The following is a 23,630-nucleotide window of genomic DNA, read 5'->3' on the forward strand; positions in this document are numbered from 1 at the left end:
CCTTTACGCTATTCCAAGATCAGTCCTCCATGATCAAGATAGCCCATATCGCAGTTCGCCGTCTCCATGGCCCGATCAATGTTCCCGAATTTAACGACACCGCCTCGGAAGGTGACGCCCGTGTCTTCTCGTAGTTGCCTCAGAACGCGATTCACATGCACCGCGCTCAGCCCGAGCGCATCGGCCAGATGATATTGCGTCAACGGGCAGGGAAAAGACTGCTGCCTGCCCATGCCGACCAGCCGGAGTCTGGCCCTCATCTCAAGCAGGAAATGCGCCACACGTTCAAGGGCATGCCGCCGACCCACGCTGACCAGGCGCTCCACCACGATGGCTTCATCCGCCGACAGGGCCCACATCATAGCGGCTGCGACCCTTGGTTGACTACTGAACAGCTCCATGACCTCATCGAGATGAATGCTGGCGGCCACGATATCCGTGATCGGTTCGACATTGTGGTCTACCGTGCGCAAAAGAACGCTGCGCATACCGATGAAATCACCGGCAATCTGGAAATCAACGATTTGACGCGATCCGTCCCGCAGGATCTTGAAAGAACTGACCCACCCTTCCAAAAGGACGAAGGCGCGATGCTCAGTGTCGCCTTCGTGAATTATCTCCTTTCCCGACGCAAATCTGCGTCGGGTCCGGGTCAAATCCGTTAGGACAGTACGCTCCTCACCCGAAAGCCGTATACTAGCCCCCAGCTTTCGGATCAGCGGATTTGTCTCTTTGGTCAATGGCGCATCATCCTCAAATCAGGCGGCGTAGGCAGTCATTCTGGATTGATTGAAATCGTAACCAAGGCACGTCTCCAAATGCTGACACATGTTAGTTCTATTGCGGTATCTACCCGGATTCCTACTCGAACGAATGAGCCGGCCCACAACGCGGATACCCGATCGACGGAGGCGTGGTACGCGTATGTACTTTGTGTGTACCTCTTTCGGAAAAATTTCATGCTTTAGGGCAAGATGGTGTAATTCTAATGCCCTAACACTCGAGCAGCCGATTCATCAGGCCTTCAAATCATCCCCAATCGACCGGAAGGACGGCCACTAGATTGTTCACCGAACTCGCTGATGCCATCATCATTGTGCAATCCGACTGCAGTTCACCGCGGGTCTGGACACCTTGCGGCGGTCTGGAATTTCTCCTTTCACAGGAATACACCCATGTCGAAGGCCCTTGATACCAAGTGTGGCCCCGATCGGTTTGACCAAAGTCAAGGACCGCACCCATACCCCTGACCGAGGGTGAGGGCCGAGCAGACAGACAAGACAGATAAGGACGCCCATGCGCACCCCCAGCCTCCTCGCCTTCGGCTTGATGACCATTTCGGCCTGCGTGACCGAGAACGCCACTCCGACCGAGGCCGATATCGACGCGACCCGCGGGGCCGCCCTTTTCGCTCAGGATTGTGCCGCATGTCACGGCGCGATGGGAACGGGCGTCATCGGGCCGGATCTAACGACACTTTCCAGCCGCAACGGTGGCGCCTTCCCCCGCGACCGCGTGATGGCGACAATCGACGGGTTGGGCCGCCACGAGGAGGCAGGCGGGGTAATGCCCGAGTTCGGCGCAAACGGACTGGGCCCCACCGTCATCGTGGAGCACGACGGTCTTGGCACGCCGGTGCCTGCCGACCTTCTGGCGCTGACGGCCTTTCTGGAAGAAATCCAACGCTGACGGCCCTATACTTCCGCGCGCTATGGGCGTAAGGGCAGCCCCTTGCCGCCCCGACTGCGCGGCCACGAAAGGCCATTCCCATGAAAAAAGCCCTCGCCGATGCGCTCGAGGCGCGTGGATACAACACGCTCACACCTGTTCAGGAAGCCGTCCTCGACCCCCAACTCGACGGGGTGGACATGCTCGTCTCTGCCCAGACCGGGTCCGGCAAGACGCTGGGCTTCGGCCTCGCCATTGCGCCCACACTGCTTGGTACCGCTGAGTCCTTTGCACAGGCCGGTCCGCCGCTCGCCCTTATCATCGCGCCCACGCGCGAACTGGCGATGCAGGTCAAGCGCGAACTCTCCTGGCTTTATGAAAAAGCCGGTGCCGTTCTGGCCTCGACCGTCGGCGGCATGGACATGCGTGACGAACGCCGGTCGTTGGACCGCGGCGCACACATCGTCGTCTCCACGCCCGGCCGCCTGCGCGACCACATCGCACGCGGCTCCATCGACCTGAGCGAGATTCGCGCCGTCGTTCTGGACGAGGCGGACGAGATGCTGGACCTGGGCTTCCGCGAGGATCTGGAATTCATTCTGGGTGAATGCCCCGAAGCGCGGCAAACCCTTCTTTTCTCCGCCACCGTTCCCGCCGCGATCGCCAAGCTGGCCGAATCCTATCAGCAGGATGCCGTTCGCGTTGCGACCGTAAATCCCAAGGAACAGCACGCAGACATCGAATACACCGCCCTCGAAGTCGGCCCGCGCGACGGCGAGAACGCGATCATCAATGTCCTGCGCTTTCACGAGGCACCCAACGCCATCGTCTTTTGCAACACCCGCGCCATGGTCAACCGCCTGACGACCCGGCTGTCGAACCGGGGGTTCTCCGTCGTCGCCCTGTCCGGGGAGCTGAGCCAAGCCGAACGGACGCACGCGTTGCAAGCCATGCGCGACGGACGCGCGCGCGTCTGCGTCGCCACCGATGTGGCCGCGCGCGGTATCGACCTGCCAAATCTGGACCTTGTGATCCACGCAGAATTGCCGACCGGGTCCGACACGCTGCTTCACCGCTCGGGTCGCACGGGCCGTGCCGGACGCAAGGGCGTCAGCGCCCTGATCGTGCCCCCCGCCGCCAAGAAGAAGGCGCAACGCCTTCTGGGCTGGGCCAAGCTTTCGTCCACTTGGGCCCCTGCCCCCGGTGCCGACGAGGTACGCGAGAAGGACCGGGAACGGCTGCTGGCCGATCCCGCTTGGTTCGAGGACATTTCCGAAAGCGAATCGCCCACCGTGGTCGAACTGACTGCGCGCTTCAGCCCGGAACAGCTCGCCGCGGCCTATCTGCGCCTCAAGGCCGAACGGCAGACCGCGCCCGAAGACCTCTCCGACATCAAGTCAGCACCGCCCGAAAAGGCCCGCCAGGAATTCGGCCCGTCCGTGTGGTTTGCCATTCAAGGCGGTCGTCAGGCCCACCAGGACCCGCGCCGCCTGTTGCCGATGCTGTGCAAGGTTGGCGGCCTGACCCGCGACGACATCGGCGCGATCCGCATCCGTGACGACGAAAGCTTCTTTCAGATCGCCGAGGCGCGGGCCGAAGGTTTCGTCAAATCGCTCGGCTCCGACATGGTGGGCGAAGACGGCCTGACCATCCGCCGCTCCGATGCCCCCCCGGCGCAAGGGTACACGCCGGGCGGCAAGCCCGGTGGTGGCTACAAGGGCAACAAACCTCGCGGTGACACGCCGCAGGGCGAGCGCCCCGCATGGAAAGACAAGAAAGAGGGCGCGGGTAAGCCCGAGCATCCCAACGCCAAGCCGCGCAAACCGCATTTCGATCGTCCGGAGGGTGTCGTCGAAGACTATAAGCGGCCGTCCAAACCCGGCGGCAAGCCAAGCGGTAAACCCGGCAAACCAGGTGCGAAGCCCTATCAGGGCAAGCCCGGCGGCAAACCCGCGTTCAAGGGTAAGGGTCCCAAGCCGGGCGGTGCGCCGGCGACGGCCAAGCCCAACAGCAAGAAGAACAAGGCCCGCGCCGCCGCCAAGAAGGACTGACGCTGGAGCACCGCGAACCTGCTCCTCGTCGGGCAGGTTCGCCTGCGTCAACTCATCCGGATGACCTTGGGATCCAGGGCCAGAACATAACCCTGCCGCGTGATGTTGCGGATCAGGAGGTGGGTGACGATCTGGTTGCCCAGCGCATCGCGCAGTCTCTTGATGCGGGTCGCGCCCGCCGCTTCCTCGCACTCGATCTCGGGCCTGCCCGAGATCATCGATTCGATCTGCACACCCGTCAGCATGTCACCGTCCAGCCGCGCCTCGGCCAGAACGGCCAGCGTCTCCATCGCAGCATCGGTCAGCTTCAACTCGATATCGTTGAGCATTACGGCATTCTCGGCCCGCGCCAGGATCAGTGACGTCACCTGGATGCCCGATCGCTCAATCTCGCCCATGCGCCGGTTGAGCGTCACGATCGCCACCAAAAGCACCATGCAGGCAACGAGCAGGGCCGTGGCGAACACCAGAAGCACGAAGATGATCGTCCGGTAACTGGCCAGAACGTCGGAAAACGCCGTGCCCGACTGCGCCAGAACTTCAAGAAGTCCGATCTCGGCCGGGGCGGTCAGGTCGGATTCGACGAACAACTGCTCGACCCGCGCGTTGAACGCGTTGGCATCGGGCAGGGTCGCAAACAGGAAGACCGCCGCCGCCAGCAGGATCAGGACGATGGCCGCAATGCCCAGCCCGACGACCTTGGCCGAGGCTGCGCGCGTTTCAGTAACGGAGGAAGTATTCGCCGGCACTTGCTTTCCTTCGCTGGAGTCCGTCGTCATCGAAGACCGACATTACCTGCAGCAATTGCCACCCGTCGCCAAGGCGCGCGCGCAAAGTATCCGCAGCAGACTGAGGGTCACAAGCCGATGGCCGGAGCTCGATGACGCCGTAATGAAGCTGCAAAGGGTTGTCCTGCTTTGCCTTGTAATCAGCATAGCAAGCCGCCGATGCGGGTCCGGCCAGCAGCAGCGCCAGCATGAAGGGGAGTGCATGTTTCATGCGCCATTCATGCGACACCCATTCGCGTCAGGCAATGACACAGGTGCCGCTATCGCATGACATCGCCCGGTCATTGAGCATCAGACGGCCCGAAACGCAGGCTCGGAGCATCCCGAGACAGCCAGAGGAGTTCCGTTATGTTCCGCACCATCCTTGCCGCCACGCTATCCGCCGCGATTGCCCTCCCCCTGACGACAGCACCCGCCACCGCGCATGATATCGGCTATGCCCACCGCCACGACCGCGGGAGCAATGCAGGCCCCGCCATCGCGATTCTGGGCGGTCTGGCCGCACTCTACCTGCTCAAGCGGCAATCGGACCGACGGGATGACAAGCGTCGCGCCGCGCCCGCCCCCGTGCGCCGCGATGACATTTATCGCCCGCCGCGCCGCGATAGCCGCCGCGTCCTGCCCGATAATTGCTTTCGCAGGCTCGAAACCCGCCGGGGTGAAGTCCGCGGCTATGGCGCGCGCTGCATGCAGCGCTCAGTCGCACGGCCAGGCAGCCTTCCACCGGAATGCATCCGGCAGGTCCGCACCGATCGCGGCACCCGAAACCTCTACACCGCGCGCTGCATGCGGCGGGCTGGCTGGACCTCCCGCACCGCGCGGCGTTGACGCTCTGACGGGGGAACGACAGGGTCGCACGATGAAACGAACAGCGCCGAGCACCGCATCACCCGACTTTACCCACGAGCGCGCCGCCCTTGACCGCGGGGCGCGCTGCGTCGTCGGACTGGACGAGGTGGGCCGCGGCCCCTGGGCCGGGCCCGTCGTTGCCTGCGCCGCCCGCCTTGTCGGCGATGCCCCGCCCGGACTGAACGATTCCAAGAAGCTGACAGCGGTACGCCGGGAGGCCATGGTCCCGCTTTTGTTGACCTGTTGCGAGGTCGGATTCGGCGAAGCGTCGGTCGAGGAGATCGACACCCTCAACATCCGGCAGGCCACGCATCTGGCGATGCGGCGCGCGGTGGCCGCGCTGCCACAAGCTCCGGACTATCTCCTGATCGACGGAAACGACTGCCCCGCCTGGGTGGATTGTCCACGAGAACTGCTGATCAAGGGCGATGGGCGCTCATTGTCCATCGCGGCGGCTTCAGTTCTGGCAAAAACAAGGCGAGATCAAGGCATGGTGTCGCTGGCGCAACAACACCCCGGCTACGGCTGGGAGAGCAACGCCGGCTACGGCACAAAGTCACACCAGGACGGTCTCGCAAAACTGGGCGTGACACTACATCATAGGCGCTCCTTTGCACCCATACGCAAGATGTTGTGCCAATAGGACTGCCTTATTCTTGCCCCATCCGACCCATGGACGGTTAATCGCCGTCCCGTCATGTTGATCTTACAACAACAGGCACCCTGAACAATCAGGGGTCGATTTGAGGCGACAGACAATGGCAAGAAATACCCCGGAGGCACCCGTGCTTCCGCTCGATACGATTATGTCCGGTGACTGCGTGGCAGCAATGGACAGCCTTCCCGAAAACTCCGTCGACCTGATTTTCGCGGACCCCCCCTATAACCTTCAACTGCGCGGCGAGTTGCACCGACCCGACAACTCGATGGTGGATGCCGTCGACGATCATTGGGACCAGTTCGAGAGCCTGAAGGCCTATGACCATTTCACGTCCCGGTGGATGAAGGCCGCGCGCCGCATCCTGAAACCCGACGGGGCCATCTGGGTCATCGGCAGCTATCACAACATCTTTCGCGTCGGGGCCACGTTGCAGGATCAGGGCTTTTGGATCCTGAACGACGTGGTGTGGCGCAAGACGAACCCGATGCCGAACTTCCGCGGCATGCGCCTGACCAATGCGCACGAGACGATGATATGGGCCTCCAAGTCCGAAGGGGCGAAGTACACTTTCAATTACGAGGCCCTGAAGGCGCTGAACGAAGGCACGCAGATGCGGTCCGATTGGACCTTCCCGATCTGCACAGGGCACGAGCGTCTCAAGAACGAGCGCGGCGAAAAAGCCCATCCGACCCAAAAGCCCGAGGCCTTGCTGCATCGCCTTTTGATCGCGACCACCAATCCGGGCGACGTCATTCTGGACCCGTTTTTCGGCACCGGCACGACGGGGGCCGTCGCCACAATGCTGGGCCGCCATTTCATCGGGATCGAGCGGGAGGAGGAATACCGCCAGCTTGCCGCCGAACGCATCGCCAAGGTCCGCACGCTGCCCAAAGATGCGCTCCAGACGACGACCTCCAAGCGTGCCGAACCGCGCGTGCCCTTCGGCCAGCTGGTCGAGCGCGGGATGCTGCGCCCCGGTGAGGAGCTTCAGTCCGGCAACGGCCGCCATCGCGCCAAGATCCGCGCGGACGGCACGCTGACGGGCGAGGGCGTCAAGGGATCAATCCACCAGGTCGGTGCCGCCTACGAAGGCGCGCCCAGTTGCAACGGCTGGACCTACTGGCATTTCAAGCGCGAGGGGAAATCGGTCTCGATCGACACACTGCGCCAACAAATCCGCGACGAGATGAGCAAGCTCAACTGACGTCGCGACCAACTTACCGCCTGCGGTCCCTGTCCAATGTCCGGGGACCGCAACTTAACCCCTGTTCCCGCTTGTCGGGTTCAGGGGTTCTTTTTTGCAGCAAATCCAACGCGCCGGTTGCGGCAAACGAAAAACGCGCCCCCGAAGGGACGCGCTTTCCAAAGAATCGGTTGGTTCGTCGCTTTGCTTGGATCAGTCCGAAGCAGCGGCGGCCAGCAGGATGATCGCCAGGATCGGAACAATGATGCCAGCGGACGAGGACGAGGTGTCCTCGACGATGACAACGGGCTCGACCGGGGCCGGAGCGGGGTTGCCAGCGAAAGCGGCGGTGGAAGCGAACGTCAGAGCGGTCGCGAGAGCGAGTTTCTTCATAGTAGTATCCTCCAAGATACGCCATTATGTGAGGGGACAGCTGCCACACAATATGACACCCAAGACTGTACCTCGTCTTATTCGTTAAACAGCTATGACATGGCTTTGCAACGATTCCAGCATGCAGCGACAACAGCTTTCGCTAAAATTTCGTCAAATTAGCAACACCTGTGTACCCACCTGGGTCATCCCGAAAACCTCGGCGATGTGTTCATTATAGAGGCCAATGCAGCCAGAGGAAGACTTTCGCCCGATCTTGCGCGTGTCGTGGGTTCCGTGAATCCGGTAATAGGTCCACGACAGGTACAGGGCGTGCGTGCCTAAGGGATTTTCGGGGCCCGGCCCCACGACGGCAGGCCATTCCGGATTGCGGCGAAGCATGTTCGGCGTCGGCCGCCAAGTCGGTCCCACGACTTTGCGCACAACACTGGTGCGACCGCGACGCGTCAGATCCTCGGACTGCGGCACCGAGGAGGGGTACAGGTGATAGTCCCCTGATTCTTCCCACATGTGCAGCGCGCGACTTTCTATATCCACAAGGATCGCGCCGTTGGAGAGGTTCGAGAAATGCGACCGCCAGTCACGCGCACGAAAGCTGGATGTGTTCCGACGCGTCGTACTCGAAAGTGCCTGTTCCATTTGCACCGAATCAGGAAGTGTCTGGGCAGCAGCGGGCAGCATCAAGGTGGACGCAGCGGCGGCTCCGGTCGCAAGAAAAGCTCGACGATCAATAGGATGCATGGGACTCTCCTGCGGTTTTCTGTCCAGCCGGGATCGTAAGAACCGCCCTGGCCGAACTATCGGCATGAACAATTATTTCATCCTACATGCGAAACCCGCAACACCCCGCAAAAGTTCGCCTAAAACAGAATGTCCATGGCATTTGCGTCCCCACTTGCTCCGTTATAGTCACGGAGAACCGCTCAAAGACCCTGGGGACTTGCTAATGAATCGCCGTTTTGCCTTGATCCTGCTCGGCTCCACCGTTTTGGCGGCCTGTGCACCGCCACCGCCGCAGCTTGGCCCCGATGGTCGACCGCTCCCGAAACTCTACCGGATTTCCAGCGCAGATGCCCGTCGCATTCCGTTCCGGGCGCTCGACGCCGTGAATGCGCTGCGTCAGGGGGCCGGTGCCCGGCCGCTGGAACTGGACAGCAAATTGTCCGCAGCCGCCGAAACCCATGCCCGCGACATGTCGTTGCAAAATCGTCCCTGGCACTTCGGGTCCGACGGCTCATCACCGATCGACCGGGCTCGGCGCGTGGGATTCGACGGGCAGCTTCTGGGCGAGACACTCTCGGAAACCTACGAAACCGAGCTTGAAACCGTGGCCGCGTGGCTTCAGGAACCCGGGCCGCGCCGCGTCCTGCTCGACCCGGAGGCCCGCCGCATGGGCTTCGCTTTCTACCAAGAGCGCAACGGCAAGATCTGGTACACGCTGAACGTGGGCACCTGATCAAGCTTCTCATATTAATAGAAAAACGGGGACAGCGGGGGCCCGGTGGTGCCCGCGGCGCTTGATCAGGCGAAGATATCGACCGGCACGCCGTTCTGTACCATTGCATAGATCAGCTTCATCTCGCGGTTTGTCACCGCCACGCAGCCGGCAGTCCAGTCCTTGCCGCGGCCGCGGCGCTTATCGCCCCAACCGTGGATAAAGATGTCACCGCCCGGCTTCTTGCCCATGGCTTCGGCATAGGCGCGATCTTCCGCGTTCGGATAATCGATCCCGACCGAAAGATAGAAATCTGAATTCGGGTTGCGCCGGTCGATATGATACCGGCCTTCCGGCGTCTTGCCATCGCCCTCGAACTGCTTGGGGCCCTCGGCAGTAAAGCCCAGTTGAACCTCATAGGGCTCCAGAAGGACGTTGTGGTGAAACAGGTACATCGCCCGGTTCGACTTCTGGATTTCGACCCGCGTGACCTGCGGCCCGCGGTAGGTCATGAACTTGGTTCCGCATCCCATGGCGAATGCTGCCGAACCGAGGGTAAGCGAAAGCGCGCCCCGACGGGTGAATTTTTCCATATCTGCCTGCCTGCACTCTGACGTTGCACTGTTTGGAACCTGCATAGCGCAGAATCACGCCTATCGGAACGGCTCACGTTTTCGTGATGACCCCGTCGCGGTCACGCCGCAACAGGTCCGTCAACCCGGCACGATAGTCAGGGTACAGCAACTCGACCCCCAGATCCGTCTTGATCCTGTCGTTCCGAACTCGCTTTGACTCGGCATAGAAGCTGCGCGCCATAGGGGTCATCTCCGCCGCTTCAAAATCCTCCTCAGGCGGCAATGGCTGGCCCAGCAGTTCCGCTGCGTATCCGATCACGTCCTGCGGCGGGGCCGGGTCGTCGTCGCACAGGTTGTAGATGGCCCCCGCATCGGGCCGCGCAATGCTGGCCGCAAGGACCTGTGCAATGTCTTCCACGTGGATGCGACTGAAGACCTGCCCCGGCTTCACGATCCGCCGCGCCGTTCCGTTGCGGACCTTGGCGAATGGCCCCCGCCCCGGACCATAGATTCCTGCCAGCCGGAAGACATGTAACGGCGCGCCGGTTCTGGCGGCCAGCGCCTGCCACGCCGCCTCGGCCTCGACCCGCCATTTGCCCCGCCGCGTGGTCGGTGTCAGCGGGGTCTCCTCATCGATCCAACCGCCCGCATGGTCGCCATAGACGCCCGTGGTCGACAGGTACCCAACCCAGTCCATCCGGCCCAAATTCGTCTCTAGTAAGTGCAAATAAGCCCGTAGAATCGGATCCCCCGCCTCGTCTGGCCCGGCGGAGATCAGCACATGCGTCGCCCGCGCCATCCCGTCGTCCAGCGCCTCTCCGAAGATCACCGGCTCCACGCCCTCGCCACGCAACGTGTCCGCCTTTTCCGCCGATCGGGTCGTGCCGATCACCGTCCAACCCTCAGCCAACAACAGAGGCGTCAGGGCACGCGCAGAATAGCCATGCCCGAAACTCAGCAACGTTTTCATAACCGACCCACCGCCCAGCGCGCGGCATCAGCCACCGCTGCATCCGCGTCATCAAATAGTCCCTGAACAACGGGTTTCAGCCGTGCTTCCCCGGAATTACCGATGGCATAACAAACGTTGCGCACCATCCTGTCCCGCCCGATCCGCTTGATGGGCGAACCCGAGAACCGCGCCCGGAATGCCGCATCGTCCAGCACCGCCAACCCAGCCAGATCGGGTGCGCGGTGCGGTCCGTGGTACCGCAGATCCGACGCCGCGACCGCGAACTTGTTCCACGGACAGACGGCCAGGCAATCGTCACAGCCATAGATCCGATTGCCCATCCTTGCGCGCAGGTCCATGTCCACCGGTCCGCTGTGCTCGATCGTCAGATAGGAAATGCACCGCCGTGCATCCAATTGAAACGGTGCGGGAAAAGCATCGGTCGGGCAGATGTCCAGACACTTGCGACAACTGCCGCAATGCTCGCCCTCGGCCACGTCGGGTGCCAGGTCCAGCGTGGTGAAAATCGCGCCAAGGAAGACCCAGTTCCCGAAATCGCGGCTGAGCAAGTTCGTGTGCTTGCCCTGCCAGCCCAGCCCCGCCGCCTGCGCCAGCGGCTTCTCCATCACCGGGGCCGTGTCGACGAAGACCTTCACCTCGCACTTGGCGTCGGTCACCATCCAGCGCGCGACGCGTTTCAGCGCCTTCTTGACCACATCGTGGTAGTCCCGCCCCTGCGCATAGACTGAAATTGCGCCGTGTTCGGGTCTTTCGAGATCCTCCAGCGGGTCATGTTCCGGGGCATAGGAATGCGCCAGCATCACCACCGACCGCGCCTCCGGCCAAAGGCTGGCCGGATCGCCGCGCCAAGCCGTCCGCTCGCCCATCCAGCCCATCTGCCCGTGGTGCCCGGCCTCAAGGAACCGGGCCAAGCTGTCCGGTGCCTCAGGGATCGCATCAGGCCGGCACACGCCCAGCGACACGAATCCCGCCGCCCGCGCCTCCGCCTCAAGCCGGCCGCGGAAGGTCAAAAGTCCAGATCGGCATAGTGTTTCGCGGGCCGGAACCCCGGCACCACATCCGCCAGAATCGAACGGAACGCTGGTCGCGACTTGATCTTTGCATACCAGTCGCGCACCGCCTGGTTTCGGTTCCAATCCACGTCCGATGAATAATCGAGGCACGACAGATGTGCGGCAGCCGCAAAATCGGCGACCGTCAAGTCGGGCCCGGCCAGCCAGCGACTCCGATCCAGAAGCCACCCCATGTAATCCAGATGGAATTTGATCGCCTTTACACCGTCCTTGACGTTCGCGCCGTCGGGATAGCCCGCGCGGGTCAGCTTCTTGTTGACCCGCTCATAGACCAGCTTCGAGGTCACTTCCTTGTGGAACTTGTCGTCGAACCAAGCCACCAGCCGCCGCACCTCGGCGCGCGCGGCCGCGTCCTTGGGCATCAAGGCGGGTTCGGGGTTCGTCTCTTCCAGGTATTCGCAAATTGCCCCGCTATCGGACAGCGTAAGCCCCTCGATCCGCAGCACCGGCACTTTGCCAGCGGCGTTGCGGCGCAGAAATTCTGATGACGCCTCCCAATACCTCTCGTCGATCAGCTCCACTTCGAGCTTCTTCTCGGCCAGCACGAGCCGGACCTTCCGGCAAAACGGCGACAGGGCAAATTGATATAGTTGGATCATGGATACGGGATGCCTCGTGCAGCGACGCTTTTCAATCCTCGAAGCACGCGGCCCTGCCATCCGCCAAGATCGTGGCGGCCCCGTCGCGCACGCGAGCGGCTTTCCGCTGTAGCGCAGCGCTCAGCCCGGCGGCGTTCCGATCCTTCGGGTTTGGCAGGATCGAGGCAAGCGCCGCCGCCTGACTGGCTGACAGGTCGCTTGCATTGACGCCGAAGTATCGTTGCGCCGCCGCCTGCACACCGAAGACACCCTCGTCGAATTCGGCCACGTTCAGATAAATCTCGATGATCCGCCGCTTGGACCAAAGGGTTTCCATCAGCGGGGTCAGCCCCGCTTCCAAAGCCTTGCGCGGCCAGCTGCGGCCCTGCCAGAGGAAGGCGTTCTTGACGACCTGCTGGCTGATGGTTGACGCACCCCGATTGCTTCCCTCCTCGATCGCCTCGCGGATGGCTTCGACATCAAAGCCCCAATGGTTGCAGAAGTTCGCGTCCTCGGCCGCCACGGCTGACCGCGCCATGACAGGCGCGATGGCGTCGATATCGACCCATGCCCGCTCGACCCCGCCAAGGCGCGAACCCTCCGACCATATATAGGGCGTCGTCGGCGGATCGATCCAGCGATAGGCCAGCACCCAGGCCACCAGCGCCACCGCCCCCCAGAACAGGCCGCGCACGATCCAACGCAACATACGACGCAGGACCGGCGGTTGCGCCTTGGCCGAAGCCGTCTTCGCCGCGGACCGCTTGCGCGCCGGGGCCTTCTTCTTTGCGGGTGATTTCGATGTGGATCGTGCCATGCCCTCACCAACCGGCCTGCGCGCCTGCGGTCAAGAAAAACCCCGCCCGCCGAGAGGCGAACGGGGCAAAAGCGTCACTTTTCAGGGACTATTCGGCTGGAATCGCCCCTGCATTCTTGCTCAGCGGAGCAGGGATATGGACCAGCATCTCCTTGGGGCAGACCTGAAGGAAATGGGCCTTCTCACGCTCCCAGTCAGACAGGATTCGGCGGGCTTTTACCGAGTTGGTCTCTGCGGCGTGCCTCTCGACAAGGCGGTGCAACTGCGCCTCCCAATGGGGCACCGTGACAGGGCAGGTGACGAGCGTTTCCATGTTCATCAGCACCGCCGAAGACCCGTCCGGATCGTACAGATATGCCATGCCCCCGGTCATGCCCGCGCCGAAGTTCGCGCCGATGCTGCCCAGGATCACGGCAACCCCGCCGGTCATGTATTCGCAGCCGTTCGACCCGCACCCCTCGATCACGACCGACGCGCCCGAGTTGCGCACGGCGAAACGTTCGCCCGCCCGGCCCGCGGCAAACAAATATCCGTCGGTCGCACCATACAGGACGGTGTTGCCGATAATCGTGTTCTCGTCCGCCTTGAGCGGCGACGCCATGGTCGGCCGTACCACGATGGTGCCCCCCGACAGACCCTTGCCGACATAGTCGTTGGCATCCCCCGACACTTCCAGCTTCAGCCCCGGTGCCAGGAAGGCCCCCAGCGACTGACCGGCGGACCCCTGCAGCTTGACCGTCAGGTGATCGGGTTGCAGCGAATTGCGCATCCCGAACTTGGACACCACGTGGCTGGAAATCCGCGTGCCGACGGTGCGGTGTGTGTTCTGCACCGCGTATTGCAGCTGCATCTTTTCGCCGTCGTTCAGGAAACGCTGTGCGTCCTGCACGATCTGCGCGTCCAGCGTGTCGGGCACCGCGTTGCGCGGCTTGTTGCGGTCGTAGTTGATGCGATCCGCGCCATCGACCGTGATCAGCAGCGGGTTCAGGTCCAGGTCGTCCAGATGCGCCGACCCGCGCGAAACCTGCGTCAGCAGGTCGGCCCGGCCAATCACCTCGTCCAAAGATCTGGCCCCGATCTCGGCCAGGATCTCGCGGACTTCCTGGGCGTAGAAGGTGATCAGGTTGACCACCTTGTCGGCGGTACCGGTAAACTTGGCGCGCAACTCGGGGTTCTGCGTGCACACGCCCACCGGGCAGGTGTTCGACTGGCACTGCCGCACCATGATGCACCCCATCGAGATGAGGGCGGCGGTGCCGATGCCGTATTCCTCGGCCCCCATCATCGCGGCCATGACGATGTCCCGCCCGGTCCGCAGTCCACCGTCGGTGCGCAGGGTCACCCGCTCCCGCAGCTTGTTCATCGCCAGAACCTGATGCGCCTCGGTCAGGCCCATTTCCCACGGCAGACCCGCGTATTTGATCGACGTCGCGGGCGACGCGCCCGTGCCGCCGTTGTGCCCCGAAATCAGGATGACGTCGGCCTTGGCCTTGGCCACGCCGGCCGCAATCGTGCCGACGCCCGATGATGCCACCAGCTTGACGGTCACCTTGCAGCGCGGATTGATCTGCTTGAGGTCGTAGATCAGCTGCGCCAGGTCCTCGATCGAATAGATGTCGTGGTGCGGCGGGGGTGAAATCAGCGTCACGCCCTTGGTCGAATGGCGCAGCCGCGCGATCAGGTCGGTGACCTTCATGCCGGGCAACTGACCGCCCTCGCCGGGCTTGGCCCCCTGCGCGACCTTGATCTCAAGCTCCTCGCAGTGGTTCAGGTATTCCGCCGTGACACCGAAGCGCCCCGAAGCGACCTGCTTGATCTTGGCCGACGGGTTGTCGCCGTTGGGCTCCGGCACGAAATGCGCCGGATCTTCCCCGCCCTCGCCCGAGTCGGACTTGGCCCCGATCCGGTTCATCGCAACATTGAGCAGCTTGTGCGCCTCCGGGGACAGGGCCCCGAGGCTCATGCCCGGCGTCACGAACCGCTTTCGGATCGAGGTGATGCTCTCGACTTCCTCGATCGGGATGGGTGCCCCCTTGGGCTTGATCGCCAAAAGGTCGCGCAGGTGGATCGGCGGATTCGACTGCATCGCGTGGCTGAACTGCTTCCAGACCTCGTAGGAGCCGCGGTCGCAGGCCGTCTGGAGCATATGCATCGTCTTGGCTTCCCAGGCGTGCTTCTCGCCCGAGCGACGCGCCTTGTAGAAGCCGCCAATCGGCAGAACGTTCGACGCCCCGTGATAGGCGCTTGCGTGCACCGCCTCCAATTTCTTCTGGATACCGTTCGTGCCGATACCGGAAATCCGGCTCAACATGCCGGGGAAGTACTCCGCGCACATCGCCCGGCTCAATCCGACTGCCTCGAAGTTCAGACCGCCGCGATAGGAGGAGATGACCGAAATGCCCATTTTCGCCATGATCTTCAACAATCCGGCATCAATGGCCTGACGATAGCGGTCAACCGCGACGTCCAGCGTACAATCCAGCAGACCCTTCTCGATCCGGTCAGCCAGGCTGTCCTGCGCCAGATAGGCGTTAACCGTGGTCGCGCCACAGCCGATCAGCACCGCGAAATAATGCGGGTCGATGCATTCGGCCGACCGCACGTTGATCGAACAGAAAGTCCGCAACCCCTTGCTTATCAACCACGAATGCACGGCGGACGTCGCCAGGATCATCGGCATCGCGACCTTGTCTTCGCCCTGCATGCGGTCGGTCAGGACGATATGCCCCGCACCAGAGCGTACCGCATCCTCGGCCTCGGCCCGGATCCTCTCCAGGCCTTCCTTCAAGGCACCAAAGATACCACCGGCCTCGAACGTGCAGTCGATTGTTACCACGGATTCCGCAAAATGGTCGAACATCGCCTGGAATTGCGAGTTGCCGACGAAAGGCGAGGGCAATTCGAGGATCTCGGTCTGCGACGAATCCTCGTCCAGCACGTTCTTGAGGTTTCCGAACCGTGTCTTCAGGCTCATCACCCGGAACTCACGAAGCGAGTCGATGGGCGGGTTGGTCACCTGGCTGAACGCCTGGCGGAAGAAGTGGCTCAGGGGACGATACTTCTCGGACAGCACGGCACTGGGCGTGTCGTCGCCCATGGAGGCCAACGTCTCTTTTCCGTCCTCGGCCATCGGGGCAAGGATCTGCTCCAGCTCCTCGATGGAATATCCGGCGGCCACCTGCCGCGTGCGCAACTCGTCACCCGAATGGACAGCCGTTTCGGCGACGCCCTTGGTGACTTCGGTCAAGTCAGTGATCTTCTCCACCCACTCCCCGAACGGCAGTGCGCGGGCCAGCTTGTCCTTGATCTCTGTGTCGTGGAACAGGGTTCCCTTTTCCATGTCCACGGCGATCATCTGGCCGGGTCCCAGGGCCCCCTTTTCCACGACTATGCTTTCATCGACCGGCACCATCCCGGCCTCGGATCCGGCGATCAACAGACCGTCGCCGGTCAGGGTATAGCGCATCGGGCGCAAACCGTTCCGGTCAAGCCCCGCACAGACCCAGCGGCCGTCGGTCATGGCCAGCGCGGCAGGTCCGTCCCACGGCTCCATCACCGCGTTGCAATAGGCATACATGTCGCGCCAGGCGTCGGGCAATTCGACCGCCGACTGCGACCAGGACTCTGGCACCAGCATCGTCTTGGCCATGGGTGCCGACCGCCCGGCCCGCACCATCACCTCGAACACGGAATCCAGCGCGGCGGAATCCGACGCGCCCTTGGGGACGATCGGCTTGATGTCCTCGGCCATCTCGCCAAAGGCACCGGAGGCCATGCGGATCTCGTGCGATTTCATCCAGTTGACGTTACCCTTCAGGGTATTGATCTCGCCGTTGTGGGCCAACATCCGGAACGGCTGCGCCAGCCACCACTGCGGGAAGGTGTTGGTCGAATACCGCTGGTGGTAGATTGCGAAGGCGCTCTCGAACCGCTCGTCCTGAAGATCAGGGTAGAATTCCGCCACCTGCTCGGCCAGCATCATACCCTTGTAGATCACGCCCCGGCAGGACAGCGAGGCAAGATAAAGCCCGCTGATCTGCGCCGCGATGGCTGCCTTCTCGATCCGGCGGCGGATGACATAGAGCTCACGCTCAAAGGTGTCTTCGTCCACGCCTTTGACGTTGGAGATCAGAATCTGCTCGATCTCGGGGCGGGTCGCGTTGGCCTTCTCGCCCAGACAATCGATGTTCACCGGCACGTGGCGCCAGCCATAGATGTAATACCCCATCCGCAAGACCTCGGTCTCCACGATGGTCCGGCAGACTTCCTGCGCGCTGAAGTTGTCGCGCGGCAGGAAAACCTGCCCCACGGCGATGCGCTTGCCCTCGTGCGGTTCGTGGCCTGTGCGGCGGATCTGGTCCTTGAAGAACTCCACCGGGATCTGCACGTGGATGCCCGCGCCGTCACCCGTCTTGCCGTCGGCGTCCACCGCACCCCGGTGCCAGATGGCCTTGAGCGCCGCGATCCCGGCCTCGACCACCTTGCGCGACCGCTTGCCCGAGATGTTCACGACAAGACCCACCCCGCAGGAGGCGTGTTCGCTGTCCTCATGATACAAGCTGTTGCTGTCCATGGCTTGGCGGCGGGTCAGCTCGTCGCGTTCCCAGTCACTGAAATAATGGGTCATGGGGTCTCTCCTTGAACAGGGATGGCGGGGCGGGACGGTCCTTCGACCATCTCCGAATAGCGTTGGTACAGGGCTTCGACGCGGGCTTTTCTGCCCCTGATAATCGCGCCGATCAGGTCGTAGAGGATCCCCGTCTCTTTCAGCGAACCCGCCAGGTTGTGGCGGCCGCGCGGCAGGATCCAGCGATGCACCCGCTTGTCTTGGGGCGCGAATTCCAGATGGTCGATATCTTCACGACACCCGCCACCTGCCGTGAGATAATACTGTGTGCGTGTGCTGGCAAAGGTTTCGCCGACATTCCGCGCGGGCATCTTGCCATAGCGCTTCATGATATCGGGCCAGCGCGTGTCGTCGGTCAGGTCACGGGCCAGCGTCAACTGCGGCGAGAACGCGATGGCCCGCTTCACGCGCAGGTCCTGCGGCAGCAAGAGCGCGCCATAGCCACCCATCGAATTGCCAAGCGTCACGATCTCTTCGATCCCTTCGGACCGGCGCAGGTACCGCACCAGCTTGACGATTTTCGACCACAGGCCCGGTGCCGAGTACCACGTCGCGCGCCGATCGGTCACGAACAGCACGTTGTTCTCCCCTCGGCGCGACGCAGAGGCGGCAAATTCATCCAGCGGCGCGCCACCGAAGCCGGCCTGCACGCCGGTGAACACCACGATCATCCGCCGCGCGCTGCCGGGCAGCCAGCGCAGAAGAAGCTCCTCATCCTGGAGCACGGTGTCGATGGTCGGAGCCATTTGGATTTCATCAACCTCTGGAACTGGTCAGCTATACTGACCTTTCAGCTTCAATACGTATGCCGTGTATCACCCGCGGATCATCCGTCGGATTCCCATCATTCGGCGGCGATCACCGGCGCATCTGCGGCGGAAAATTTCTCCAGAATTGCATCGGCGGCCTCGCGTCCGTCGCGGATCGCCCAGACCACCAAGGAGGCACCGCGCACGATGTCCCCAACCGCATAGACACCGTCCAACGGGGTCTCATGGGTGCGAAAATCGGCCTTCACCGTACCCCAACGAGTCACTTCCAACTCGGGCTTGGACCACAGCGTCGGCAATGATTCGGGCTCAAAGCCCAGCGCCTTCACCACGAGATCGGCTTCCTCGATATAGTCAGCCCCCTCGATCAGTTCCGGCTTCTGGCGGCCCGTGGCGTCCGGCTCTCCCAGGCGCATTTTCTGGACGTTGACGCCGCTCACGGCAACGCCACCCTCGGAGGCTTCCTGAAGCCCGGCCTCGAACCCGGCGGGCGCTGTCAGCCAGACAAACTCGACGCCCTCTTCCTCGGCGTTCTGCACTTCGCGCTGCGAACCGGGCATGTTCGCCCGGTCACGCCGGTACAGGCACTTCACCGATGTTGCCCCCTGACGGACAGCCGTGCGCACGCAGTCCATAGCCGTGTCGCCGCCACCGATGACAACGACGCGCTTGCCCTCCGCCGACAGCTCCCCGCTATCGAACTCGGGCACGTCGTCGCCAAAGCTCTTGCGGTTCGACGCGGTCAGATAGTCGATGGCACGCACGACACCCCGTGCGTCGGCATTCTTTCCGTCCAGTTCCCGCGTCTTGTAGACGCCGGTAGCAACGATGACCGCGTCATGCTTTTCGCGGATCTGATCGAATGTGATATCCCGGCCAACCTCGCAGTTCAGCACGAACGCGACGCCGCCGTCGGCCAGTTGGTCATTGCGGCGCATCACGACATCCTTTTCCAGCTTGAAGCCGGGGATGCCATAGGTCAGCAAGCCGCCCGCACGATCGTAGCGGTCATAGACGGTAACCTGCACGCCCGCTCGGCGCAGCATATCCGCCGCGGCCAGGCCACCGGGGCCGGCACCGATGATTCCGACACTCTCGGCCCGTTCGCGACGCGGTTTGATTGACGGAACCCAGCCCATCTCGAAGGCGGTATCGGTGATGTATTTCTCGACCGCACCGATGGTGACGGTGCCGTGGCCCGACTTCTCGATCACGCAGTTGCCTTCGCACAGGCGATCCTGCGGACAGATACGACCACAAATCTCGGGGAAGGTGTTGGTGGCTTGGCTGATCTCGTAGGCCTCTTGCAACCGCCCTTCGGCCACAAGACGCAGCCAGTCAGGGATGTTGTTGTGCAAGGGGCAGTGGGTCTGGCAATACGGTACGCCGCACTGGCTGCACCGGCCGGCTTGTTCGGCCGCGCGCTCGGCAGCATACTCGCGGTAGATTTCGCCGAAGTCTTCCTTCCGGGTCTCCGCATCCCGCTTCTCAGGAGTCTTGCGTTCGACGGTTACGAACTGGAGCATCTTGTTGCCAGCCATGGAATCCTCCTGCGTGGTCGGGAATTATCGCATAAACGATGCTTAGGTGAACATAAAGTCAGCAATGCTGACCTAATACATCATTTTTCGCCATTCGCGCGCACGCCACCGCGACAAATTGCCGTTTTTTAGGTCCGTATCGGACCATTCACCCGACTTCCCCTGTCACGTCCCCTGCTTCATGGTGCGAAAAACAAGTCGAATCAGGCAGTCCACAATGGCACTTTGGCATCTTATCCTCCTGGCGATGATTCAGGGCGTGACAGAATTCCTGCCGATATCTTCCTCGGCGCATCTGATCCTTGTCCCACAACTGACTGGAATTCAGGATCAAGGGGTCGCGTTGGACGTTGCGCTGCACATCGGAACGCTGGGGGCTGTCCTGCTGTACTTCCGTACTGAGGTGATGCGCGCGCTGGTCGGCACCGCAGGCTTGTTCGCGCGTCGTTGGGGACCGGACGAACGCCTCGCCGCCGGGCTGGCCATTGCAACGGTGCCGGTGATGATCGCGGGGCTGGTGCTGAAGATCACCGGGGCGTCGGACCTGCTGCGCTCGGTCGCGGTGATCGGGTGGGCTACGATCCTCTTTGGAGCACTGCTTTGGTTGTTTGATCGATATGGCGGCAGCGAAAAGGACATCACAGACTGGACGCCTGGACAGGCGATTAAATTTGGCATCTGGCAAGCGCTGGCGCTGATTCCCGGAACATCCCGCTCGGGCATCTGCATCACCGGGGCGCGCGCGATGGGGTACGGCCGGGAGGATGCGGCCCGCATCTCGATGCTGATGTCGATCCCGACGATCATCGCTTCGGGTTTTTTGCTCTCGCTCGACCTGATCGGCCAGACCGATGGGCAACTTGTGCGCGATGCGGCCATTGCCGCGGTCATGGCCTTCTTCGCGGCACTGGCCGCGCTGGCACTGATGATGCGGCTGCTTCGGTCGGTGAGTTTCACGCCTTACGTGATTTACCGCATGATGCTTGGCGCATTTCTCCTCGGTTGGGTTTACCTCTAGTCGGGAACGGCCTTGGCGGGCACCGCGACCGGCAAGGCGTCGAGCGTCAAAAGATCCGTCGCCCGCGCCGCAACCAAGACGGCCCACGCACCAAACACGTTGGCCAGGACAGCCGCGCCCAGGATGCCCGCATAGCCGAACAGCGTCACTCCCAGCCAGGCCAGTGGAACGTAGACGACCAACACGCGAGCAATAGAGAGCGTCATGGAATGGCCGGACTTAGAGATGGCGTTCAACGCCGCGTTCCCGGTCACAAGCATTCCGAAACCGAACAGCGACCAGCCAACGACACGCAGGTAGGATTCGGCGGCCTGCGTGCTGCTTTCGCTGGCACCGAATGCGTTGGCGATAGGTTCGGCAAATACCGTCAGCACAAGCGCGACCAGCAGGCCGTACCCGACCGAAAACCCCAAACACAGGCGCAACGCCCGACGGGCGCGGTAGCGCTTGTCGGCCCCCCAGTTCTGACCGACCACGGGCCCGATCCCTGCCGAAAGGGCCAGCAGCGGCACAGCCATGAACGATTCGACCCGTGTCGCCGCACCGAAGCCGCCCACGCTGGCGGAGCCGACGGTCGCAACTGCGGCAGTAACCAGCGCCATGCCGGCCGGGTTGATCGCGTTTGACGCGGCGGCGGGCCCACCGATCCCGGCGATGATCTTGGCGTTGCGCCACAGATCCCTGAACGGCTCGGAACAGGGCTGCAACATGCCCGACCGCAGGGCGAGATACCCTGCCAGAATGCTGGCTGTGACCATCGCCACCAACGTGCCCATCGCCGCGCCCGCGATCCCCATTTCGGGCACCGGGCCCCAACCCACGATGAACATCGGAGTCGTCGCCACGTTTACCACCGCCGAAAACACCATGATTCCGGCCGACGCCACGCCGCTGCCGTGCGCGCGAAAAACGGAGTTGATCAGCATCATCGATACAAGAAATGGAAATGACAGGCACCAGAGCGGCGTATACCGCAAAGCCGCGTCAAGAACCGCACGATCCGCGCCCAGCGCCTGAAACAGCAAGCCGTCCAGCAGCCAAAACAGAAGTCCGGCGATGACCGCCAGAACAATGCCGATGCCGAGGGAATGAAGGCCCCGGCGCGTCACGTCGTCATCGCTTTCCTTGCGGCCCAGCGCTTGGCTGATGATTGCCCCCGCACCTGCCGACAAACCGATCGACAACGATGAGATCGCTGTTGTCACCGGATACACGAAACCGACCGCAGCCAAGGCATCGGAGGAAACTTTGGCCAGAAAATACGCATCAACAAGACCCGTCGAGATAACCGCCAGAATTCCCAGCATCATGGGCCCTGCAAGCATTGCAAGCGTCTTCCAGATTGGGCCTTCAGTCAGGTCGCGTGTGTTCTCGGCCATATCGGTCCCCTAAGATGAGGACGGGGACATAGTGCGGATGCGCGGCGCGTCAGGTCTTCATGTTCTTGGCGCTGTCCTTGATATCCGAATACTGACCCGAAGGGCGGAACCTCCACAGGTATCCGGGCAGGACCGTCTCCATCGTCGACGGCTCGATGCCGAGTGCCTTGAACCCCGGATAGTCACCGCTGGTAACATTGTCCTTGGCCAGGTTGCGCACCTGGTCCCGCGTCAGCACCCCGTTGTGCAGGACACCGGCGGTAGCCTTCTGGCCGAAGTCCAGCACGGCCGCCATGATCCGCGCCACGAAAAACGGCACGGTCACGATCAGGGCACGGCGGCGGATGACCTTGAGCATGGTCTGCATCAGCTCCCGAAAGGTGTCGACATCCGGGCCACCCAGTTCATAAATCCCCGCCGGGGCCTTGCCGGTCAGCGCCAGTTCAGCGGCTGCTGCCACGTCATCGACGTAGACGGGCTGAAACTTAGTGTCGGGGCCCACCACCGGCAGAACCGGCGCAAGACGCGCCATGCCGGCGAAGCGGTTGAAGAACTCGTCCTCGGGGCCGAACACGATGGAAGGGCGCAGGATTATGGCCCCCGGCTGATGCTCCAGCACTCCCGCCTCTCCAGCGGCCTTGGTGCGGGCATAGTCGCTGTCGCTATCGGCATCGGCACCGATGGCGCTTATCTGGACCATGTTCGTGATCCCCTCGTCGGCGGCAATGCGGGCAATACGGGTCGCGCCCTCGGCCTGCGTCGCCTCGAATGAGTTCTTGCCGGACGGGGCAAGGACCCCCACGCAGTTGACGACCGCATCGGCCCCCGACAGCGCAGCGGCAACGGAGGCGTCGTCGCGGATGTTCGCGAAAATCGGCTCGACCTGCCCGACGGCTCCGTACATGCGAACGAAATGCCCCTCGTTCGGGCGGCGGCAGGCGACGCGGACACGCCAGCCCTGTTTGGCCATTCGGCGGGCGATGTAGCGGCCGACGAAACCGGATCCGCCGAAAATGGTGACGAGCTTCTGCATGGAAGACCCTCCTGAATTCACGGTCCGCGATACCGCTCGAGAGCGGCGCGGGCAAGACTTTCGATTTTATGAACCAGAGCGATTGACACCCCACTCGACCGGATATACGCACCGCGCACCGTGGATGCCCAGGTGGCGGAATTGGTAGACGCGCTGGCTTCAGGTGCCAGTTCTCGCAAGGGAGTGGAGGTTCGAGTCCTCTCCTGGGCACCACGGTC

The 23,630-nt window shown here is 62.7% G+C and carries 22 protein-coding genes and 1 tRNA gene; 8 read left to right on the forward strand and 15 right to left on the reverse strand.

The annotated features are described in order from the left end of the window. Positions 1-8: 8 nt before the first annotated feature. Positions 9-740, reverse strand: a complete 732-nt coding sequence (locus BLV27_RS01345; RefSeq protein ID WP_092641137.1) for a Crp/Fnr family transcriptional regulator — start codon at positions 738-740, stop codon at positions 9-11. 556 nt (positions 741-1,296) lie between these two features. On the opposite strand from BLV27_RS01345, the gene BLV27_RS01350 reads away from it, so the two are divergent. Together BLV27_RS01350 and BLV27_RS01355 are read left to right on the forward strand one after the other, a co-directional pair. After that, entirely contained in the window at positions 1,297-1,689 is a 393-nt protein-coding gene (locus tag BLV27_RS01350) for a c-type cytochrome (protein WP_092641140.1), read from the forward strand. An 80-nt stretch (positions 1,690-1,769) separates the two neighbouring features. Beyond that, on the forward strand, positions 1,770-3,719 hold the full coding sequence (locus BLV27_RS01355) for a DEAD/DEAH box helicase (RefSeq protein ID WP_092641143.1): 1,950 nt from the start codon (positions 1,770-1,772) through the stop codon (positions 3,717-3,719). Between the two features lie 47 nt (positions 3,720-3,766). Here BLV27_RS01355 and BLV27_RS01360 read toward each other — a convergent pair whose 3' ends face one another. After that, the gene (locus BLV27_RS01360) at positions 3,767-4,468 is read right to left on the reverse strand and encodes a winged helix-turn-helix domain-containing protein (RefSeq protein ID WP_092641147.1); all 702 of its coding nucleotides are present in this window, start codon (positions 4,466-4,468) and stop codon (positions 3,767-3,769) included. After that, the gene (locus BLV27_RS01365) at positions 4,440-4,697 is read right to left on the reverse strand and encodes a hypothetical protein (protein WP_342023270.1); all 258 of its coding nucleotides are present in this window, start codon (positions 4,695-4,697) and stop codon (positions 4,440-4,442) included. The genes BLV27_RS01360 and BLV27_RS01365 overlap by 29 nt, the downstream gene beginning before the upstream one ends. Positions 4,698-4,855: 158 nt before the next feature. Between BLV27_RS01365 and BLV27_RS01370 the strand changes: the two genes are divergently transcribed. From BLV27_RS01370 to BLV27_RS01380, 3 genes are all read left to right on the forward strand, one after another. Continuing rightward, positions 4,856-5,335, forward strand: coding sequence for a hypothetical protein (locus tag BLV27_RS01370; protein WP_092641153.1), 480 nt, complete (start codon positions 4,856-4,858; stop codon positions 5,333-5,335). 31 nt (positions 5,336-5,366) lie between these two features. Further along, positions 5,367-5,999 (forward strand): ribonuclease HII, encoded by a 633-nt coding sequence (locus BLV27_RS01375; RefSeq protein WP_092641156.1) that lies wholly within the window; start codon positions 5,367-5,369, stop codon positions 5,997-5,999. Between the two features lie 115 nt (positions 6,000-6,114). Further along, positions 6,115-7,221: a site-specific DNA-methyltransferase gene (locus tag BLV27_RS01380; RefSeq protein WP_092641159.1), complete on the forward strand. Its 1,107-nt coding sequence runs from the start codon at positions 6,115-6,117 to the stop codon at positions 7,219-7,221. A gap of 192 nt (positions 7,222-7,413) precedes the next feature. Here the strand turns inward: BLV27_RS01380 and BLV27_RS01385 are convergent, their stop codons facing one another. After that, entirely contained in the window at positions 7,414-7,593 is a 180-nt protein-coding gene (locus tag BLV27_RS01385) for a hypothetical protein (RefSeq protein ID WP_092641162.1), read from the reverse strand. A gap of 153 nt (positions 7,594-7,746) precedes the next feature. Continuing rightward, positions 7,747-8,334 carry a L,D-transpeptidase gene (locus tag BLV27_RS01390; protein ID WP_092641165.1) on the reverse strand — a complete coding sequence of 196 codons (588 nt, stop codon included), beginning with the start codon at positions 8,332-8,334 and terminating at the stop codon, positions 7,747-7,749. Positions 8,335-8,539: 205 nt separating this feature from the next. On the opposite strand from BLV27_RS01390, the gene dalA reads away from it, so the two are divergent. Continuing rightward, on the forward strand, positions 8,540-9,049 hold the full coding sequence (dalA, locus tag BLV27_RS01395; protein ID WP_092641168.1) for a divisome-associated lipoprotein DalA: 510 nt from the start codon (positions 8,540-8,542) through the stop codon (positions 9,047-9,049). A gap of 65 nt (positions 9,050-9,114) precedes the next feature. Here dalA and BLV27_RS01400 read toward each other — a convergent pair whose 3' ends face one another. The 8 genes from BLV27_RS01400 to BLV27_RS01435 all read right to left on the reverse strand — a co-directional run bounded on the left by BLV27_RS01400 (position 9,115) and on the right by BLV27_RS01435 (position 19,982). Further along, positions 9,115-9,621, reverse strand: coding sequence for a L,D-transpeptidase family protein (locus tag BLV27_RS01400; RefSeq protein WP_092641171.1), 507 nt, complete (start codon positions 9,619-9,621; stop codon positions 9,115-9,117). 73 nt (positions 9,622-9,694) lie between these two features. Beyond that, positions 9,695-10,573: an SDR family oxidoreductase gene (locus tag BLV27_RS01405; RefSeq protein ID WP_092641174.1), complete on the reverse strand. Its 879-nt coding sequence runs from the start codon at positions 10,571-10,573 to the stop codon at positions 9,695-9,697. After that, entirely contained in the window at positions 10,570-11,586 is a 1,017-nt protein-coding gene (gene queG / locus BLV27_RS01410) for a tRNA epoxyqueuosine(34) reductase QueG (protein WP_092641177.1), read from the reverse strand. The genes BLV27_RS01405 and queG overlap by 4 nt, the downstream gene beginning before the upstream one ends. Continuing rightward, entirely contained in the window at positions 11,583-12,248 is a 666-nt protein-coding gene (gene fzlA / locus BLV27_RS01415; RefSeq protein WP_092641180.1) for an FtsZ-binding protein FzlA, read from the reverse strand. Before fzlA ends, queG begins: the two co-directional genes overlap by 4 nt. 31 nt (positions 12,249-12,279) lie before the next feature. Continuing rightward, positions 12,280-13,044: a monofunctional biosynthetic peptidoglycan transglycosylase gene (mtgA, locus tag BLV27_RS01420; RefSeq protein WP_092641183.1), complete on the reverse strand. Its 765-nt coding sequence runs from the start codon at positions 13,042-13,044 to the stop codon at positions 12,280-12,282. A gap of 88 nt (positions 13,045-13,132) precedes the next feature. After that, entirely contained in the window at positions 13,133-17,671 is a 4,539-nt protein-coding gene (gltB, locus tag BLV27_RS01425) for a glutamate synthase large subunit (RefSeq protein WP_092641186.1), read from the reverse strand. Next, on the reverse strand, positions 17,668-18,417 hold the full coding sequence (locus BLV27_RS01430) for an alpha/beta hydrolase family protein (RefSeq protein ID WP_092641189.1): 750 nt from the start codon (positions 18,415-18,417) through the stop codon (positions 17,668-17,670). The genes gltB and BLV27_RS01430 overlap by 4 nt, the downstream gene beginning before the upstream one ends. A 98-nt stretch (positions 18,418-18,515) precedes the next feature. Continuing rightward, positions 18,516-19,982, reverse strand: a complete 1,467-nt coding sequence (locus tag BLV27_RS01435; RefSeq protein WP_092641192.1) for an NAD(P)-dependent oxidoreductase — start codon at positions 19,980-19,982, stop codon at positions 18,516-18,518. A gap of 217 nt (positions 19,983-20,199) precedes the next feature. Between BLV27_RS01435 and BLV27_RS01440 the strand changes: the two genes are divergently transcribed. Continuing rightward, positions 20,200-21,000, forward strand: coding sequence for an undecaprenyl-diphosphate phosphatase (locus BLV27_RS01440; RefSeq protein ID WP_092641195.1), 801 nt, complete (start codon positions 20,200-20,202; stop codon positions 20,998-21,000). Here the strand turns inward: BLV27_RS01440 and BLV27_RS01445 are convergent. Both BLV27_RS01445 and BLV27_RS01450 read right to left on the reverse strand, forming a co-directional pair. Then, complete coding sequence (locus tag BLV27_RS01445; RefSeq protein ID WP_092641197.1) at positions 20,997-22,379, reverse strand: MATE family efflux transporter; 1,383 nt, start codon at positions 22,377-22,379, stop codon at positions 20,997-20,999. The genes BLV27_RS01440 and BLV27_RS01445 overlap by 4 nt on opposite strands. Positions 22,380-22,428: 49 nt before the next feature. Continuing rightward, complete coding sequence (locus tag BLV27_RS01450) at positions 22,429-23,412, reverse strand: complex I NDUFA9 subunit family protein (protein WP_092641200.1); 984 nt, start codon at positions 23,410-23,412, stop codon at positions 22,429-22,431. Positions 23,413-23,538: 126 nt separating this feature from the next. On the opposite strand from BLV27_RS01450, the gene BLV27_RS01455 reads away from it, so the two are divergent. Continuing rightward, positions 23,539-23,625: transfer RNA gene (locus BLV27_RS01455), tRNA-Leu, on the forward strand. Positions 23,626-23,630 lie beyond the last annotated feature (5 nt).

The organism is Jannaschia faecimaris (genome assembly GCF_900107415.1).
In the GTDB taxonomy this organism is placed as follows: domain Bacteria; phylum Pseudomonadota; class Alphaproteobacteria; order Rhodobacterales; family Rhodobacteraceae; genus Jannaschia; species Jannaschia faecimaris.